This window comes from Ensifer oleiphilus, assembly GCF_013371465.1.
Classification (GTDB): Bacteria; Pseudomonadota; Alphaproteobacteria; order Rhizobiales; family Rhizobiaceae; genus Ensifer; species Ensifer oleiphilus.
Window position 1 is genome coordinate 392198 of record NZ_JABWDU010000002.1, and the last position, 16882, is coordinate 409079.

Annotated in this window: 15 protein-coding genes; 8 read left to right on the top strand and 7 right to left on the bottom strand. The window is 61.5% G+C overall.

The features are described 5' to 3' along the window. Positions 1–177: 177 nt before the first annotated feature. On the bottom strand, positions 178–831 hold the full coding sequence (locus HT585_RS08590) for a VIT1/CCC1 transporter family protein (RefSeq protein WP_176352520.1): 654 nt from the start codon (positions 829–831) through the stop codon (positions 178–180). A 61-nt stretch (positions 832–892) separates the two neighbouring features. After that, positions 893–1816: a LysR substrate-binding domain-containing protein gene (locus HT585_RS08595; RefSeq protein ID WP_176352521.1), complete on the bottom strand. Its 924-nt coding sequence runs from the start codon at positions 1814–1816 to the stop codon at positions 893–895. Between the two features lie 114 nt (positions 1817–1930). Between HT585_RS08595 and HT585_RS08600 the strand changes: the two genes are divergently transcribed. The 6 genes from HT585_RS08600 to HT585_RS08625 all read left to right on the top strand — a co-directional run bounded on the left by HT585_RS08600 (position 1931) and on the right by HT585_RS08625 (position 7421). Further along, entirely contained in the window at positions 1931–2251 is a 321-nt protein-coding gene (locus HT585_RS08600; protein ID WP_176352522.1) for a hypothetical protein, read from the top strand. 97 nt (positions 2252–2348) lie between these two features. Continuing rightward, positions 2349–2552 carry a hypothetical protein gene (locus HT585_RS08605; RefSeq protein ID WP_210270357.1) on the top strand — a complete coding sequence of 68 codons (204 nt, stop codon included), beginning with the start codon at positions 2349–2351 and terminating at the stop codon, positions 2550–2552. Positions 2553–3008: 456 nt separating this feature from the next. Beyond that, positions 3009–4013: a GlxA family transcriptional regulator gene (locus HT585_RS08610; protein WP_173420322.1), complete on the top strand. Its 1005-nt coding sequence runs from the start codon at positions 3009–3011 to the stop codon at positions 4011–4013. 365 nt (positions 4014–4378) lie between these two features. Beyond that, positions 4379–5890 (top strand): acid phosphatase, encoded by a 1512-nt coding sequence (locus HT585_RS08615; RefSeq protein ID WP_210270358.1) that lies wholly within the window; start codon positions 4379–4381, stop codon positions 5888–5890. A 206-nt stretch (positions 5891–6096) separates the two neighbouring features. Then, positions 6097–6696, top strand: coding sequence for a YdeI/OmpD-associated family protein (locus HT585_RS08620; protein WP_176352523.1), 600 nt, complete (start codon positions 6097–6099; stop codon positions 6694–6696). Between the two features lie 50 nt (positions 6697–6746). Beyond that, a complete protein-coding gene (locus tag HT585_RS08625; RefSeq protein WP_176352524.1) occupies positions 6747–7421 on the top strand; it encodes a hypothetical protein in 675 nt (224 codons plus the stop codon). Positions 7422–7591: 170 nt separating this feature from the next. Here the strand turns inward: HT585_RS08625 and HT585_RS08630 are convergent, their stop codons facing one another. The 5 genes from HT585_RS08630 to HT585_RS08650 all read right to left on the bottom strand — a co-directional run bounded on the left by HT585_RS08630 (position 7592) and on the right by HT585_RS08650 (position 13147). Further along, positions 7592–8893: a GGDEF domain-containing protein gene (locus tag HT585_RS08630; protein ID WP_246707604.1), complete on the bottom strand. Its 1302-nt coding sequence runs from the start codon at positions 8891–8893 to the stop codon at positions 7592–7594. Between the two features lie 396 nt (positions 8894–9289). After that, positions 9290–10123, bottom strand: a complete 834-nt coding sequence (locus tag HT585_RS08635; RefSeq protein WP_173420325.1) for a response regulator — start codon at positions 10121–10123, stop codon at positions 9290–9292. A 146-nt stretch (positions 10124–10269) separates the two neighbouring features. Continuing rightward, positions 10270–10635, bottom strand: coding sequence for a response regulator transcription factor (locus HT585_RS08640; protein ID WP_176352525.1), 366 nt, complete (start codon positions 10633–10635; stop codon positions 10270–10272). Beyond that, positions 10628–11308, bottom strand: coding sequence for a response regulator transcription factor (locus tag HT585_RS08645; protein WP_176352526.1), 681 nt, complete (start codon positions 11306–11308; stop codon positions 10628–10630). Before HT585_RS08645 ends, HT585_RS08640 begins: the two co-directional genes overlap by 8 nt. 9 nt (positions 11309–11317) lie before the next feature. Next, positions 11318–13147, bottom strand: coding sequence for a sensor histidine kinase (locus tag HT585_RS08650; RefSeq protein ID WP_176352527.1), 1830 nt, complete (start codon positions 13145–13147; stop codon positions 11318–11320). A 588-nt stretch (positions 13148–13735) separates the two neighbouring features. Between HT585_RS08650 and HT585_RS08655 the strand changes: the two genes are divergently transcribed. Further along, positions 13736–15292, top strand: a complete 1557-nt coding sequence (locus HT585_RS08655; RefSeq protein WP_176353240.1) for an arylsulfatase — start codon at positions 13736–13738, stop codon at positions 15290–15292. A 166-nt stretch (positions 15293–15458) separates the two neighbouring features. Beyond that, positions 15459–16868 carry an adenylate/guanylate cyclase domain-containing protein gene (locus HT585_RS08660; protein WP_176352528.1) on the top strand — a complete coding sequence of 470 codons (1410 nt, stop codon included), beginning with the start codon at positions 15459–15461 and terminating at the stop codon, positions 16866–16868. Positions 16869–16882 lie beyond the last annotated feature (14 nt).

Here is a 16882-nt window from a genome sequence, read left to right on the forward strand (position 1 = left end):
GCGGCACAGGCACCTCGCTGGACTTACAGCTGGACTGGGTAAGCGAGCGCGTGCGGCATCCCCTTCTGCCCGCTCGCGGGGAGAAGGTCGCGGCAGCCGGATGAGGGGCCGACGCGAGCTTCTACCGTCCGATCCGTCGCCCAAAAAAATGCCCCGGCCGCCGTGATCAGAGGCCCGCTAGCCACCCAGCGCGATCGTCAACGCCACCAGCACCCCGCCGATTGCCGCCATCGCAAACGCCATCGGCCAGGGGCTTCGCCCCATGTACTGGCCGAGCCGGGCGCCGATGGCAAAAAGCATGACCAGCGCAATGGCGTTCGAAACGCGCATTGCGACATCGATCCGTTCGATGAGCAGGAAAGGGATGCTGGGCGGCAGCGTCGAGATGGCGACAAGCGCGAAAATGGCGAGCGCTGCCTTGAGATCACCGCCCGTGACCACGGAATGGTGGTCGTTGGATGGCAAGGCGCGTACGCGCTGCAGCAGCGCCTCGATTTCGCTTTGAGCCGACACCAGCCTGATATCATCAGGGAGGTTGTCGAGAAAAATCTGGCGGGCGCGGTCGAGAGGTTCGCGCTGCAAAGCATCGACGAGGCCGCGACGCCGGACCCGCTCGACCGCGGTCGTCAGCACATGCATGACGCCATCGACGATGCCCCAGGCGATATTGCAGCCGAAGGCGGCGATCAGCACCGCATTGACCCTCTCGCCGCCACCCACAGCCGCACTCATCGTGCCGGTGAAGGAAAGCACCATCAACAGCCCGAAGATGATCTCCGACAGGCGATCGATCGGATCGAGAATGGGTCGCGGCTGGTCATCGCGGGCCATGAGACATCACCCCTTGCGCGTCGATCAACGCATGACCGCGTGACGGAAGCCCGCCTCTGGCTCAAGCAACGGCTGACGCAAGCCGCACCTCGCCCGCCTGCATCCTCAGTTCGGCGAAAGCGTCGCGAACGTGATCGGCCACGGCGAGCACCGGGGCCGAGGCGCTGTCGATCACCTGCAGACCGATATCGTAGTGGCCGAGGTCCGGCAGACCGTCTCGCTCGCCAAGCTGCACCATCTCGCCGTGGACGAGATAGCGCGGCAGCGGCGCGATCGCGAGGCCGGCGAGCACGGCGGCACGCTGGCCGGTCGTGTAGGCGCTCAGGAACGCGATGCGAAACTTGCGACCGGCACGCGACAGCTTTTCCACGGCATCAGCGCGCCACACACAGCCGTCTTCCCACATCGACACCGGCAGCGGATCGCGCAGATGCGCATTGCCGCATTTGACGCCGGCCCAGACCAGCTTCTCCTGCATCAGGATCTCGGCATTCTTGGGCGCGACATCGGTCAGGCTGTTGAAGATGGCGATGTCGAGGCGATGTTCATCGACGCGCTTGCGCATGGCGTTGCTCATACCGATCGAGACGTCGACGGTTACGTTCGGGTAGGATTCGGCAAAGCGCTTGAGCACCTCCGGCAGGATGCGCTCACCGACATCCTCTGGCGCACCGACGCGCACGACGCCATTCATATCCGGCAACAGGAAGCGCGAGACGGTTTCATTGTTGAGCGCCAGCAGGCGGCGGGCGAAGCCCAGGAGCATCTCGCCCTTCGGCGTCAACGACACCGAGCGCGCGTCGCGCAGGAACAGCGTGCAGCCAAGCAGCTCCTCGAGCTTCTTGATCTGCATCGAGACCGCGGACGGCGTGCGGTAGACCGTTTCGGCCGCGGTGGTGAAGTTGCCCGTTTCGGCGATGGCGACGAAAGTCTTCAGCACATCCATTTCTAGGAGCGGAAGCGCGTGGCGCATCATCATGTTCATGGCGGCATCCTCAATCAATAAAACTGAAAGAAAGGTTCACATCATTTCGTTTGATTGAACATCAGCAAAGACCGATAGTCAAGTTGCAAGGACGCCAAAGGAAGGAAACCAGTCATGTCCGCGACCACAATCGCCTTCGCTGCATCGCAGGACATCCGGCGCGTGAGCAAGGTGAAACCCAAGATGAACCGCACTCCCGAGCATGCCGTGCGAATGGTACGCACCCTGCCCGTCTTGAAGGCCAATCCCGACGGCGATCTCGTGCTGTCGTTTCTCTCCCGCGTGCAATCGCTGATCGACAGCATTGCGCGAAAACGACTGGCAAAGCGCATCGCCCGAAATCGGGTGGAAGCCCACCGGGAACTGGCGAAACTACCAAGGCGGGTCCGCAACGACCTCGTCCTCGGCGAGACGCTGACAGATCACCAGGTTTGATGAAAAACATCAAACATATTCGTTTGAATGATGATTAGGGTTGCGACATATATCGATCGTGGTCGCGACCTCTGAGGCACTCAGAAGGAGCCATGAAATGTCTACTATCCATCTATCCCAGACCTCGGACCGGGCATCCTCCCTGTCTCCCATCCCGGGTCTCTTCAATCTTCGTGCACGCGCCTGGGCTGCCTGGAAGCGTTATGCCAACGAGCGCGCGCTCGAAAACCTGTCCTACGACACGATGAAGGACATCGGCTTTCCCTCGGTCGACGATGCGGTGCACAAGTCCGAGCAATGAATGACCGCGTGACGTGTTTTCGGGGACCCAAGACCCCGGGATCGAACCGCTGAAGGGCATCGTCGAGAAGGCGGTGCCCTTCTTCTTTTGTAGCGCTTGCCGACCCAGAAGGGCGCCCGGACGGACCGATGCGTCCTTGGGCAATGACTTGTCCGATACCGACGCCCGGGCATTTCAAGATCAGCGCGTCGCAATCGACAAACACAACTCAGGCGCGTTCTTTTCGAAAATTACGCATCCCTGGCGTTTCTTGTCAGATTACGTCAGCCGCGCCGGTAAATCTGTCGCATTCCTTACAAAAGCCGCAATGCCGGCTCGATGGCGGCGTTCCCGCCCCATGTCGCAATGCGAAATGTCTTTGCGGTCGCTGCTTTCCATGTCAATGTCGCAAACAGACAAGCCGGATGGTATCTTCCAAGCGACGAATATACGGCATCGCCAAGCATGGGAAGCCTCATGAACAAGCCCTTGACCAAAAAGCGTTCCATCGTCTTCTTCCTGGTTCCGAACTTTTCCATGCTGCCGTTTTCGGCTGCCATCGAAACGCTCCGCATCGCCAATCGCATGCTCGGTTACGAGGCCTATACGTGGCGCCTCACCTCGACCGACGGCGAGAAGGTTCTTTCCTCGAGCGGCATCGCCCTAGAGGTCAACTCGTCTCTCGCCGACGAACGCAAGTTCCTGGGCGGCGAGAACCGCCCGTCGATGGTGCTGGTCTGTTCCGGCATCTATGTCGAGGATTTCAACAACAAGTCCGTCAATGCCTGGCTGCGCGAAGTCTACAACCGCGGCGTCGCCGTCGGCAGCCTCTGTACGGGCGCCCATGTGCTGGCGTCTGCCGGCCTTTTGACGGGCAAGCGCTGCGCCATCCACTGGGAAAACCTGCCGGGCTTCTCCGAGAATTTTCCGCAGGTCGACGTCTATGCCGACCTCTACGAGATCGACAGCAACATCTACACCTGCGCGGGCGGCACCGCCTCGCTCGACATGATGCTGAACCTGATCGACCAGGATTTCGGCGAGAACCTCGTCAACCGCGTCTGCGAACAGGCGCTGACCGACCGCGTGCGCGGACCCCACGACCGCCAGCGGCTGCCGCTGCGCGCCCGTCTCGGCGTCCAGAACGCCAAGGTACTGTCGATCATCGAGTTGATGGAAGGCAACCTTGCCGAGCCGCTGTCGCTTTTGGAGATCGCCGAAGGCGCCGACCTCTCGCGCCGGCAGATCGAACGGCTGTTTCGCCAGGAAATGGGCCGCTCCCCTGCCCGCTACTATCTGGAGATCCGCCTCGACCGCGCCCGCCACCTCCTCATCCAGTCGTCGATGCCGGTCGTCGAAGTCGCCGTCGCCTGCGGCTTCGTCTCCGCGTCCCACTTCTCCAAGTGTTATCGCGAACTCTATAACCGCTCGCCCCAGCAGGAGCGCGCCGACCGCAAGCTGACGCTGCAGATGGCGCGGTAGGAACAGCCGACAAGAGGAGATGAAGGGCGGATTTTCCGCCCTTTTTTGCCTCTACGGTTGCGAACGGTCGACCCGACCAGGCCGAGGGAGGCGACAATCCGGACGCCGCTCCGGGGCGCAAGCGGGCCAATCGACACTTAAGCCCATGCCGATCGGCATCAGTCGACGCAAGGGCATTGAAGGCAAATCGGCAACGTTCACCACGCGCTGCACAAAGACGTAGCCGATCCGGCACGACACAAACTTCAGCTCACGGCCTTGAGCCAGATCAATGACAGCACGGCGTCACCACGCTAGGCGTTCCACTCTGGTCGTTCTCCCATGCAAGTCTGGCGTAACTCTCCAACAACAGGCAGGGCCGTACCGTGACGACGCAACACCCCATCCGGCATCTTTTCAAGATCGCATTGGCATGCTCGCTGGCACTTGGCCTGCTGGCTGCAAACGCGATGTCCAAGGACATCACCTCCTACGGCGGAACGGAACTCGGCTCCGTAGCCGAATTCCGCCCTGAGCTTGGTCTCGGCTGGCTCAGCGGCTATCTGGGACCCGAGGCCCTGCCCAACAGCCTCACCCTGCTTCCCCGCCCCCCGGCTGCGGGCTCGGCAGCTCTTGCCGAAGACGAGGAAGTCGCAAAAGCCACATTCGCGCTTCGCGGCACGCCGCGCTTCGCATTGGCGGAGGCTGACTACGACCTGAAGTTCGGGCATTTGATCAACGGCTTTTCCTGTGCGTTGAACACACAGATCAGCGAGGAGAATGCCCCTTACCTCACCACCCTGCTGCGCAGGTCCGTCAGCGACCTCGGCCTGTCGACCTATGCCGCCAAGAACTATTTCAAGCGCAAGCGCCCGTTCCAGGAAAATCACCAGCCGATAGGCATCCCCAAGGACCAGGCAGCTCTCGAAAAGGACCCCTCCTACCCTTCCGGCCACACTGCCGTTGGCTGGGGTCTTGCTCTCATCCTGGCCGAGATCTCGCCGGACCGCGCAAACGAACTGTTGGCCCGCGGCCGCGCCTTCGGAGAAAGCCGCATCGTCGTCAACCACCATTGGTATAGTGATGTGGCGTGGGGCCGGGTCATGGGTGCGGCGACGGTCGCGCGCCTGCATGCCGATCCGACGTTCCGCACGGACCTGGAATCCGCCATCGCCGAGTTCGCCTCCGTGCGGACAAAGACCATACCGCCGGCCGGCGACTGCAAGGCGGAGGCAGCAGCCCTTGCACAAGGGTTCCAGGTCAGTGACGTAACCGCGATCGACGTGCTTCTGGAGCCGGACGCGACGATGCTTCGCCACGCGGAAGAGAACAACGCAAGCCTGCTCAAGGTTTTCCCGAAAGGCTTCGCCCTGGATGCGGCCCATCGTCCGCATATCACGATCGTCCAGCGCTTCGTCCGCACGGCCGACCTGGACAAGGTCTATGCCGCAACCAGCCGCGTCATGGCAGGCGCAGACATCGCCGCCATGAAGCTTGATGCCGTAAAATATTACTACATCCCGAACGGCGAAATGGGCGTCGCCGGCATCGTCGCGAAGCAGACGCCGGAACTGGTCAAGCTGCAGGCGGACGTGATCGCGGCTGTCGCCCCCTACACCGTCGAGACCGGCGACTCCGCAGCATTCTTCACGACGCCCGATGATCCTGTCATCGACCCCGCATTGATCGGATATGTCTCATCCTTCGTACCGAGCTCGTCCGGTGAACAATTCAATCCGCACGTCACCACCGGCGTGGCCCCGCGGAGCTACCTCGACCAGATGCTGGCCGGCCCATTCGAGCCGTTCACCTTCTCTCCCGCAGGCGCGGCCGTCTACCAGCTCGGTCAGTTCGGCACCGCGGCAGTGAAGTTGCAGCAGCTCGATTCAAAGCCGTGAAGATTTCGAGCTGCTACATCGCTCCGATGGAAGGCAACTTTGCCGCTCCGCGCCGCGATCACGGCTGAAGATCAGCCTTATCCGCGTCTGCGTCGGGCAGCTTGCGTGCGCTCGGTTTTGCCTTGAATGTTGCAGCCTTGGGAATCATGGGCGACGCAGCGTCTCGCTTGTTGCCTGGAACGCAACGATCAGGAGCAAACCGCCTTATGGCACCCGTGATCATCGATCCGAACAAGGTCCACGAATTCGAGGACAAGGAACGCTTCTACGCGTGGCTCGGCGCCAACCATGCCAGCGAAACAGAGGTCTGGATCAAGATCCACAAGGTCGGCTCCGGCCTCGCCTCGATCACGCCGAAGGAAGCGATCGACGTGATCCTGTGCTGGGGCTGGATCGACGGCGTGCGCAAGGGTTTTGATGACAGAAGCTTCCTGCAGCGCTACACCCCGCGCGGTAAGAAAAGCATCTGGAGCCAGATCAACGTCGACAATGTCGCTCGACTGATCGCCGAGGGACGCATGACCCCGCACGGTCTGAAAGAGGTCGAGGCGGCGAAGGCCGATGGCCGATGGGACCGCGCCTATGGCAGCGGCAAGGCAATGAAGATACCCGACGACCTGCAGGCGGCGATCGACGCCGAGCCTGAGGCGAAGGAAATGCTGACAAAGCTCAGCGCGCAGAACCGCTTCGCGCTTGCCTTCCGCACCCACAACATGAAGACGGAGGTAGGCCGCAGGAAGAAGATCGAGACCTTCGTCGAGATGCTGAAGCGTGGCGAGACGATCTACCCGCAGGCGCGGAAATGACTGGTCAACCCCTCCACCGCTCGCCATCGCGCACTACCCTGTGGATAACAATGGCTACGGTAGTCATCGCTACAGCAGTATCGATGCTTTACATCACATACCGTCATCTCTACCCAACATTCTCTTGGAACCAGAAATTAACAGTCCAACTGAACACACCAAACGGCGAATTCACTGGCTCGTCCGTTAGCCACATCACATGGAGAAAGGGATTTAATCTCAGCACAGACTGGAATCATACGTTCGAAGCGGAGGCGCTACACATCGAATTACCTGATGACAAACATCTATTCGCGCTAATTACATTGCCTCTCAATCAGGAATATATAGGAACTTTGCTTCCTGCGAGCTTGGCAAATAAGGAGGGGCGCGTCTTGGACGACCAATTGTTCCGGTTTGTCGCAACAGAATTAGCGCCGGGGAAACCAGTCCGGGTACCATCTTATCAGTGGCCGCGCCTGGTTACGTTCGAAGACCTGAGAAACAAGGATTCCGTTCACCTCATCGAATCCAACGACATTACAAAAGTGCTTGGCAAAGGATACTCCATAAAATCGGTCACGATTGAGTTGACGGGCGATCAACCGTCGACAAATTCGTTACGCAAGGTCCTGACTTGGCTCAGGCCGGAACCAGAGCCTGCATTGCTATCTCGCCTTGCCCCAACCGATTTCTCCGCCGAGGCGAACCTGCGCCACGGTGACTTCCTACGGAAACCGCGGTGAACCGGGCATCCTATGTGCTCCTTGGTGATAGGTGGTTCCTCCTTGCAGGTCTGGATCATTTCCAGTCACTTGGAAGACGTTTCAAGGCAGCCAGAGCCGACAATGCCGCTCAATTTGGTGCGCGAACAGAGCTGGTCGGCAGCCGACAGAAACCGGCAGATTGCTGCCGACTACGACGCCAGCGCGTCGAGCAGGGCCAGTTCGGAGATCACGCGGTTTCGGCCCGCGTGCTTGGCCATATAGAGAAACTGGTCAGCCGCATGCAGGTAGTTGTCGAAGGATTCCGGCGTCTCGATGGTCGCAAGGCCGATCGACACGGTGATCGACAGTTCCTCGTCGTCCGCCAGGATCCGCGAGCGCGCAAGCTCGATGCGCAGCTTCTCACAGAAGGCAAAAGCCCGCTGGACGTCGAAGCCGTTGAAGAGGATGCCGAACTCCTCGCCGCCGAGGCGGGCGAGCAGGTGCTCCTCGCCGACCAGCGCCGTCAGCCGCTTGGCAACGTGCTTGAGGACGACGTCGCCGATTTCGTGACCGTAGGTGTCGTTCAGCCGCTTGAAATGGTCGATGTCGAGAATGGCGATCGCCGTCGTCTCACCGCGGCGCAGGCACTGCTCGACGAGCCTCGGGCCCGTCAGGAAGAAGTGGCGGCGATTGTAGATATCGGTGAGGTAATCGCTCGCCGCCTGGCGCTGCAGCGTCTGCAGCCGCTTCTGGATACCGGCGGCGTAGGCGATCCGGCCATTGAATTCGGCCTCCAGGAACGGTTTCTGGATGAAGTCCGTACCGCCAGCCTCAAGGAACCTTGCGCCGATACGCCGGTCGCCGCTGTCGGAAAGCGCAATCACCGGCAGCGCCTCGTCGCCCTGGCGCCGGCGCACTTCGGCAAGCAGCGCCGCCCCGCTCATATCGGAAAGATCGAGGTCGGTGACGACCACATCGATCACCTCACCCGAGTCGAGCACCTGCAGCGCGTCAACGGCCGAAGCCACCTCGCAAACGGAAATCCGCTGCCGGCGCAGAATACCGGCAAGCTCGGCGCGCGACGGCGTGTCGGAATCGGCAAGAAGCACCGTCGTCTTGCCGGTGGTCAGGGCACGTTCGACCGCGCCGATCAGGAGATTGATCGATTCCGGCTGGTTCTTGATGACGCAATCGAGCACGCCGCGACCGAGGATCTGCTCGCGCGTGCTGTCGTTGAACGCCGCTGTGAAGACCACCGCCGGCACATTGTTTTCGAGGATGAAATCGAGCGCCTCGCAATTGGGCGCATCGGGAAGGTTGAGGTCGAGCACGGCGAGCGAGAAGCAGCCTGGAGCTGCAGCCATTTCCTGGCGCAGCGCCTCCAGCGAGGCGCAGTGCGTGACGCGGATGCCGTGCACCGTCTCGAGGCCATACTTCAGCGCGGTGGCAAACATGCGGGAATCTTCGATCAGCAGCATGCGCTTGTCGCTGTGCTTCTGCACAGAATTCATCCGACCTGGCGAGCGGCGCAATCTCACGTCCCTGCAAATCCCGATTTCGAGCCGCAGGCGTGCTTGCCCAAAAAGGCGACGCTGGCTCCCAATATACGATTATACCCGGCACGGATCGCGCCAGACGTTTCGTCTTGGCATGACCTGATGTTACCGGGTTCCCCACTTTTTTATTGCGGCCGATTGAAGACCGTAGGGATTGCAATTTCGTTAATGCAGCAACCGTAAGGAGTCTTTTCTCGCGACCAGGGCAATTTTAGGGGTCGCGAGCGCAGAAAACCTGCAAGGCGCCGGCTTTTTTTTGCCGACGGAAGAGCACCAACGCCTTCAATGGAAGGCGATGGTGAAAGGAGAAACGAAAATGGACGGGCCGTCCCGCGGCATCCGGCCTGCGGCTTACGCCGGGACTTTTACCTTTTCGCTCAAGGTCTTGATCTTGGTCAGGGTATCGAGGTTCTGGTTGACGCGGCAATAGAACTCCTCGTTGACGAAGGGGCGTACGACGAAGTCGTTGCCGCCGGCCTTGAGGAAGCGCGCCGACAGAAGCCGGTTGGTCGAGGACGACACGCCGATGATGCGCAGCTGGTGCGGACCGTAGGCGCTGCGAATGCGCCGCGTCAGTTCGAAGCCATCGATATCGGGCATGTTGTAATCGGTGATGACAAGGCCGATGTCGGGATTGTTCTTCAGGATCTCGAGCGCCACCGCGCCGTTCTCCGCCGAGCTGGTGCGGAAGTTGTAGCGCTTCAGCTGCGTCGTCAGGAGCGCGCGCGCCGTCGGGCTGTCGTCGACGATCAGCACATGGTGCTTGTGGTTGGTGAGAAACCGGCAAACCGATTCCGCCAGCATGTCGACGGCAAAGACGCTGTCCTTGATGACATAGTCGACGATTTCCATCGCCAGGATCTTTTCGCGCGTCGACTCCTGGAAGGAGCCGGTGAAGATCACCGTCGGCACGCTCATCTCGATGAGGTAGTTGAGCGCCTCGCCATTCTCGGCACCGGGCAGGTTGATGTTGGAAATGGCAAGCGAGGCCGGGAATGTCGCATTTTCGACGGCAAACTGCAGATCGTCATAGTCGCGGCAGACGATGACGTCGATGTCGAACAGCTCTTTCAGCCGCTTCGAGACCATCGACGAGAACAGGTTGGAGTCCTCGGCCAGCACGATGCGGTGCTCAGCAAGAGATTCGCCGGAATAGTACATTCCGGAAACGCCGAAAAATGACATTGATCGCCTTTAAGTAAAGAGTGTCCCCGAAGCCATGCTAGAGGAGAAAGACTTTCCCGGCTGTTAATGAGGCAGCCCTGAAATGACGGCTGCCGGGGAAACGAGGACGGCATCGGTTTCGAAGGCTGGCGGATCGGCAAGGGCGCTTACGCCAAGCCGCCGATGACGGCCGAAAGCGCATCCCGCGACAAGGGCTTCTTCAGGAATGCGGCAGCGCCTGCGTTCAGACAGCGTTCGCGCGCACTCTCGTCCTGCGAACCGGTTATGATCACCGCCGCGAGCGGCGCCCGCCGCGCGCGCAACTCGACCAGCACCTCCAGGCCGTTCATCTCCGGCATATGCAGATCGACCAGCGCGCAGAACGGCGTGTCGCTGTCGAGCGCCTTCAGGAAGGCCTCTCCCGACGCAAAGGCGATAGCCCGGTAGGACAACGAAACCACCAGACGGCAAAGGGCGCGACGAACCAGGTCGTCGTCGTCCACGATCGCAATGGCGGACTTATCCTCACTCATCCAGCATTCTTACAGCATCCCCATGCGTCGTCGTAGTTGGACCTGGGTCCAATGCCCCGAGTGCTGCGTCGGCAGATGCTACGAGCCGGACAAGGTCGGCGACAGTCCGCACGCCCATCTTCGTCATCATCCGGCCCCGGTGGACCTTGACCGTCTTTTCCACCGTGCCGAGATCGGCGGCGATCTGCTTGTTGAGCCTGCCGGCGACGACGAGATCCAGAACCTGGGCTTCCCGAGGCGTCAGGCTTTCAAGGCGCCGGCGAACCGACGCGCGCCTGCGCTCCTGTTCCTGCTCGGACCGCGTGCGCGACAGCGCGACCTCCACAGCAGCAAGCAGCGCCCGCGCATCGACCGGCTTCGTCAGGAAGTCCACGGCGCCAGCCTTCATCGCCTTCACGCTTGCGGGGATATCGCCTCGCCCGGTGAGAAAGATGATGGACTGGCTGCCTCCGCCCGAGGTCAGAGCCTGTTGAGCGGCGAGCCCGTCGATGCCGGGCAGGCCAAGATCAAGGATGAAGCAGTCCGCCGCATCGAGGTTGGTCGAGGCCAGCATCGCTTCAGCACTCTGAAACGCTTGCACGCCATAGCCTGAAGCGGCCAGCAGCCGCTTCAGCGCCCGCAGAACAAGCTCGTCGTCATCCAGCAGAAAGATGCTTCCGGCACTCTGGCCCATTGTCCACCTCTAAGCCGCAGGCAATGCGATCACGGCGCGCGCGCCGCGCACAACGCTGTCGTCGAAGAACAGTTTCCCGCCTTGCGCCTCGATGATCGACCGGCAGATCGCAAGCCCAAGACCGAGCCCGGTCTTCTTGGTGCTGACGAACGGCTTGAACACTTCGTTGCGCATCTCCGGCGGAACGCCCGGCCCCCTGTCGGAGACGGCCAGTTCACGGGTGCCATCTTCGCGCCGGCGCACGCTGATTTCAACCTTTCGCTGCCTGGACGGCATCGTCTCCATAGCATCGGCTGCGTTCAGGAGCAGGTTGAGGATCACCTGCTGCAGCTGCACCAGATTTGCCTTCACGCGCGCCTCGTCAGGGCTTTCGATCACGGTCACCTCGGTGCGTCGGGCCATGAGTTCGGCGTTTGCCAGCGTCACCGTCGTGCGCACGGCCTCGTTGAGGTCGAGAACCTCCAGCGAGGCATCGCCCTTCAGCATCATGCTGCGCAATTGCGCCATGACCGAAGCGGCGCGTTTGTCGTCGGCAATGATGTCGTCAAAGATTTCCTTGACCTCGTTGCGATCGAACGCATCTTCCATGGCGAGCCGCTGGCCGGCCTCGGCATTGGCGAGAATGGAGGTGAGCGGCTGCGCCAGTTCATGGGCGAGCGCGCCGGAGAGTTCGCCGAGTTGCGACCGGCGCGACAGATGCGCGAGCTCGAGCCGCTCGGTGGACAGCACCTCCTCCAGCCTTCGGCTGCGCCGGTTTTGGAACAGGAGGGCGCCAATGGTGAGCATCTGCGCCGCGATCACCGACGACGCGAGAAGGATCGGCAGGCGATAGCGCTCCCAGGCCGTCGGCTCGTAGTTCAGGATCCGGGTTCCCTCGGGGATCGTGTCGCGATCGATGCGCCAACGCTGGACTTCGCGCCAATCCACCATGTTGGTCTCTTTTGCAGCGATCGTCTGGGGAAAGGATATGTCGCCCTTCAGCACCCGGAGCGCCAGATCCGCCATCTGTCTTCCGATCATCTCGAAGGTGCCGACATAGCCGGCCAGCACGTTTGACCCGAAATAGGAACTGTAGACGGTGTAGACCGGGACGCTGGAGGCTTTGGCAATCGCGACGCTCGCGTCGCGCGGAACGAATTTCTGCCCTGCTGCATCCTCGAAAACGGTCAATATCAGCAGAACCGCGTCGGCGGGAAGCGCCCCTGCTGCCTGCTTGAAGCCGTCGAGCGTGAAGCCGGACAGGTACTCGACGTCGAGACCGGCATGGTGATCGCCAAGGGCTGCGCGGGCCGTCGCCTGCCAGTTTCGGTCGAAGGCGGAGGAGCCGGACAGGACGACCGCCTTTTTCGCCTGCGGCTGAAGCTGTCTTGACAGTTGCAGTGTCTTGCTCACGTCAAAGCGGTTGACGATGCCTTTCACGTCCGCTGGCAGCGGTTGAAACGCGGACAGATCCCGGATGGCGCCGAAGACGATGGGCACGCCGCTTGCCAGGCGGTCGCGCCGCTCCAGAAGGAAACGCAACGCCCCCGGCCCGACGGCAAGCACGGCATCGAGACGCATGTCCCGATACTTCGCGACCAGATCGTCGGAGAGCTGCTTGCGGCGATCGGCAGACGGGAAACGGACGATATCGAGATATTCTGTATAGATCTCGATATGCCCCGGCGCGCTTGCCTCCAGTTGCTCGCGCAAACCGGCCGCGACTTCGACCACCGCGAACAAGGTGCTTTCGTTCTCATAGACGACAAGAATTCGTTGTGGAGAAGCAGCAACCGCCAACGCCGGCGCAAAGACGAGAAACAGAAGCGTCGCGACCGCAAGTCGGCATCGAGATCCCATGCTGTTCAGGCACCTTCTTCAATGCAGAGGAACTGTTTCGGCGTCGGGCGAACTCTCACTGAATGCGATGGCGTCTTGATGGAGCGAGATGCAAACGCTTCGTTGCTCCTTATTCACACGGGACACTATGGAGTTGTATTTCAAATAACTCAATTAGAATAGTGACTTCCTACCACAATTGGGCTTGTTCGTCAGCGGTAATCCCGCCCCCATGGCTGTAGCGCCCTTCTGGCCGCCCGTGATCTATGGGCCTTTGACTAGTTGGCCCTTGGTCCAACTATCCTTCCGCTACAAATGCACGAAAATGTCCGGCGATATCAGGTGGCATCACAATGCCGTCCTCGCGCGGCTTTCCGCGTCTGGGGTTCGGTGCGCATTTTTCCGCAACTCGCATGATCAGGCGAGCAGAACGGCCGCAAGTGCCGAGCGCCTCACCGACGTCATTCCAACAGGAGAAGCCCAGTGAACGATGATATTGCATCCACGCCGCAGGAAGACATCGACAGCAGTCCTGAGCTGCAGAAAAACGGCCTCAGCCGACGCAGCGTTCTGCTCGGCGGCACAGCCCTTGCGGCAGCCGCCACCGCAATGGTTTCGACCGCCGGCGTCAAACCGGCACGCGCCCAGGCGAGCACGTCGGGGTCTGCCGCCAAGCCCAACATTCTGGTGATCTGGGGCGACGACATCGGCACCTGGAACATCAGCCACAACAACCGCGGCATGATGGGCTACGAAACGCCGAACATCGACCGTGTCGCCAAGGAAGGCCTGGCCTTCACCGACTACTACGCGCAGCAGAGCTGCACGGCAGGACGTGCCGCCTTCATCGGCGGCAACGTGCCGGTGCGCACCGGCATGACCAAGGTCGGCCTGCCCGGTGCCGCCCAGGGCTGGCAGAAGACCGACGCCACCATGGCGACTGTGCTGAAGAGCCAAGGTTATGCCACCGGCCAGTTCGGCAAGAACCACCAGGGCGACCGCGACGAACACCTGCCGACCATGCACGGCTTCGACGAATTCCTCGGCAATCTCTACCACCTGAACGCCGAAGAGGAGCCGGAAAACCGAGACTATCCGAAGGACCTGGTGCTGGCCGATGGCCAGAAGTTCATCGACAAGTTCGGCCCGCGCGGCGTGCTGCATTGCTTTGCCAATGCCGATGGCACCCAGAAGATCGAAGATACCGGACCGCTGACCAAGAAGCGCATGGAAACCATCGACGATGAGACCATTGCCGCCGCCAAGGACTTCATCACGCGGCAGAACCAGGCGGGCAAACCCTTCTTCGTCTGGTGGAACGGCTCGCGCATGCACTTCCGCACCCATGTCAAAGCGGAGCATACCGGCATCTCCGGCCCAAGCGGCGACGAGTATCACGACGGCATGGTCGAGCACGACATGCATGTCGGCCAACTCTTGAAGCTGCTTGAGGATCTCGGCATCGCCGACGATACGGTGGTGATGTATTCCACCGACAACGGCCCGCACTACAACACCTGGCCGGATGCCGGCACCACCCCGTTCCGCAGCGAGAAGAACTCCAACTGGGAAGGCGCCTATCGTGTACCGGCCTTCATACGCTGGCCCGGCCACTTCCCCGCCGGCAAGACGCTGAACGGCATCGTCTCGCATGAGGACTGGCTGCCGACCTTCGCCGCGATCGCCGGCGATCTCGAGATCAAGGAGAAGCTGAAGAATACCGTCGAATTGAACGGCCGCCAGTACAAGAACTACATCGACGGCTACAACCAGCTCGACTACCTCTCCGGCAAGATCGACACGTCGCCGCGTCACGAGTTCTGGTACGTCAACGACGACGGCCAGGTGGTGGCCGCACGTTATGACGACTGGAAGGTCGTGTTCCTGGAAAACCGCGGCGAAGCCTTCGGCGTCTGGCGCGAGCCCTTCACCGAACTGCGCGTGCCGCTGTTGTTCAACCTGCGTCGCGACCCGTTCGAACGGGCGCAGCACAACGCCAACGTCTACAACGACTGGTTCCTCGACCGCGCCTTCGTGCTGGTCCCGATCCAGGCGCTGGCGGCACAATTCCTGCTGACGATGAAGGAATTCCCGCCGAGCCAGAGCCCCGGTTCGTTCAACCTCACCAAGATCGAGGAAAGCCTGAGGTCCAATGGCGGCAATTGAACCGCTGAGAAGCTGAAGAGAGCATTGCTGGGCCCGGCGTCAAAGACGCCGAGCCCTTTTGTCACGGATGGCCATGGGTGGAATGCCGATCGCGCCGCAATGGCCAACATTCGGCCAACGGGACAATTCCCTGACCCCGGTGCCCGTTTCGGTATATGATGCCGGCATGAGCGAAACCCAGGCCCTTTTCGATGTGCTTCGCCAGTCGGCGACACCCAGCTTCGTCGATGCCCTCGAGCGGCAGGTCCGCGAGGCGCCCGACCGCAAGCTCGGCCGCATCAATGCGCTCGCCTTTGCCGCCGAGCACCGGCTCGACGAGGAAAAGACCATCGCCGGTTTCCTGCATGCGTCCCGTCTCGGCCTGTTCGAACTGTCCTGGAATGTGCTGTGTCCGGGCTGCGGAGGCGTGCTCGACGCCAACACGTCGCTGAAAACCGTGCAGAGCGAAGCCTATACCTGCGCGCTCTGCGCCGCCGGCTACGAGCCGACGCTGGATGAGATGATCGAGGTGACGTTCACCGTCAGCCCGCGCGTCCGCCACATCGAGGCCCACAATCCGCACGAATTGTCGGCCGCCGAGTATTTCCGCCAGATTTACTGGGGCTCCGGCGTCGACCTGCCGGACGATCACTACGAGGAGATGGTCGAGGACTTCGTGCTGGAGACCCTCGAATTGCCGCCGGGCGAAAAGGCTGTCATCGCGCTGCAGCTTCCGGCCGAGTTCGTGATCATCTTCGAACCGGTGACCCACGCAGCACAGTTCCTCGACGTCTCGGGAGAGCCGACGAAGGAAAGACGCAACCTCTCCCTGGTGTTCGACCGCACCCACCGGCACAGCGAGACCATCAGCCTGCAGCCCGGACCGCTACGCATCCAGGTGGAAAACCATTCGGAGGTCCGCACCCTGCCGAGCGTCTGTATAGCCGGCGAAGCGCTGCACGCGCTGCTCGGGCGCCGCCGGCCCTTCCTGACCGCCAAGCGGCTGCTCTCCAACCAGACCTTCCGCGACATCTACCGCACCGATACGATCGACGTCGACCAGCGCCTGAAAATCACCAGCCTGACGTTTCTCTTCACCGATCTGCGTGGCTCGACCGAGCTTTACGAGCGCGTCGGCGACCTCGCCGCCTTCGACCTGGTCAAGACCCATTTCAGCGTGCTCAACGAGATCGTTGCCGCCGAAGCAGGCGCCGTCGTCAAGACCATCGGCGACGCCGTGATGGCGACCTTCCCGACACCCGACCGCGCCATTGCAGCAGCCATGCGGATGCGCGACGCGATGCGAAAGCTCAATGACGAACGCAGCAGCGAGGACCTGTTGCTGAAGATCGGGATCCACGAGGGCCCCTGCATCGCCGTCAGCCTCAACGAGCGGCAGGACTATTTCGGCCAGACGGTCAACATCGCCTCGCGGGTGCAGCACCTCGCCACCGCCCAGGAAATCTTCGCCACAAGCGCTGTGCTGAAACATCCGGCCGCCGCCGGCCTACTGAGTGACCGCGGCCTCAACCCGATGACCCACAACGTCACCCTGCGCGGCATCACCAACGAGATCAGCATTTTCGCCATACCCTGATGCAGGCGTGCTGC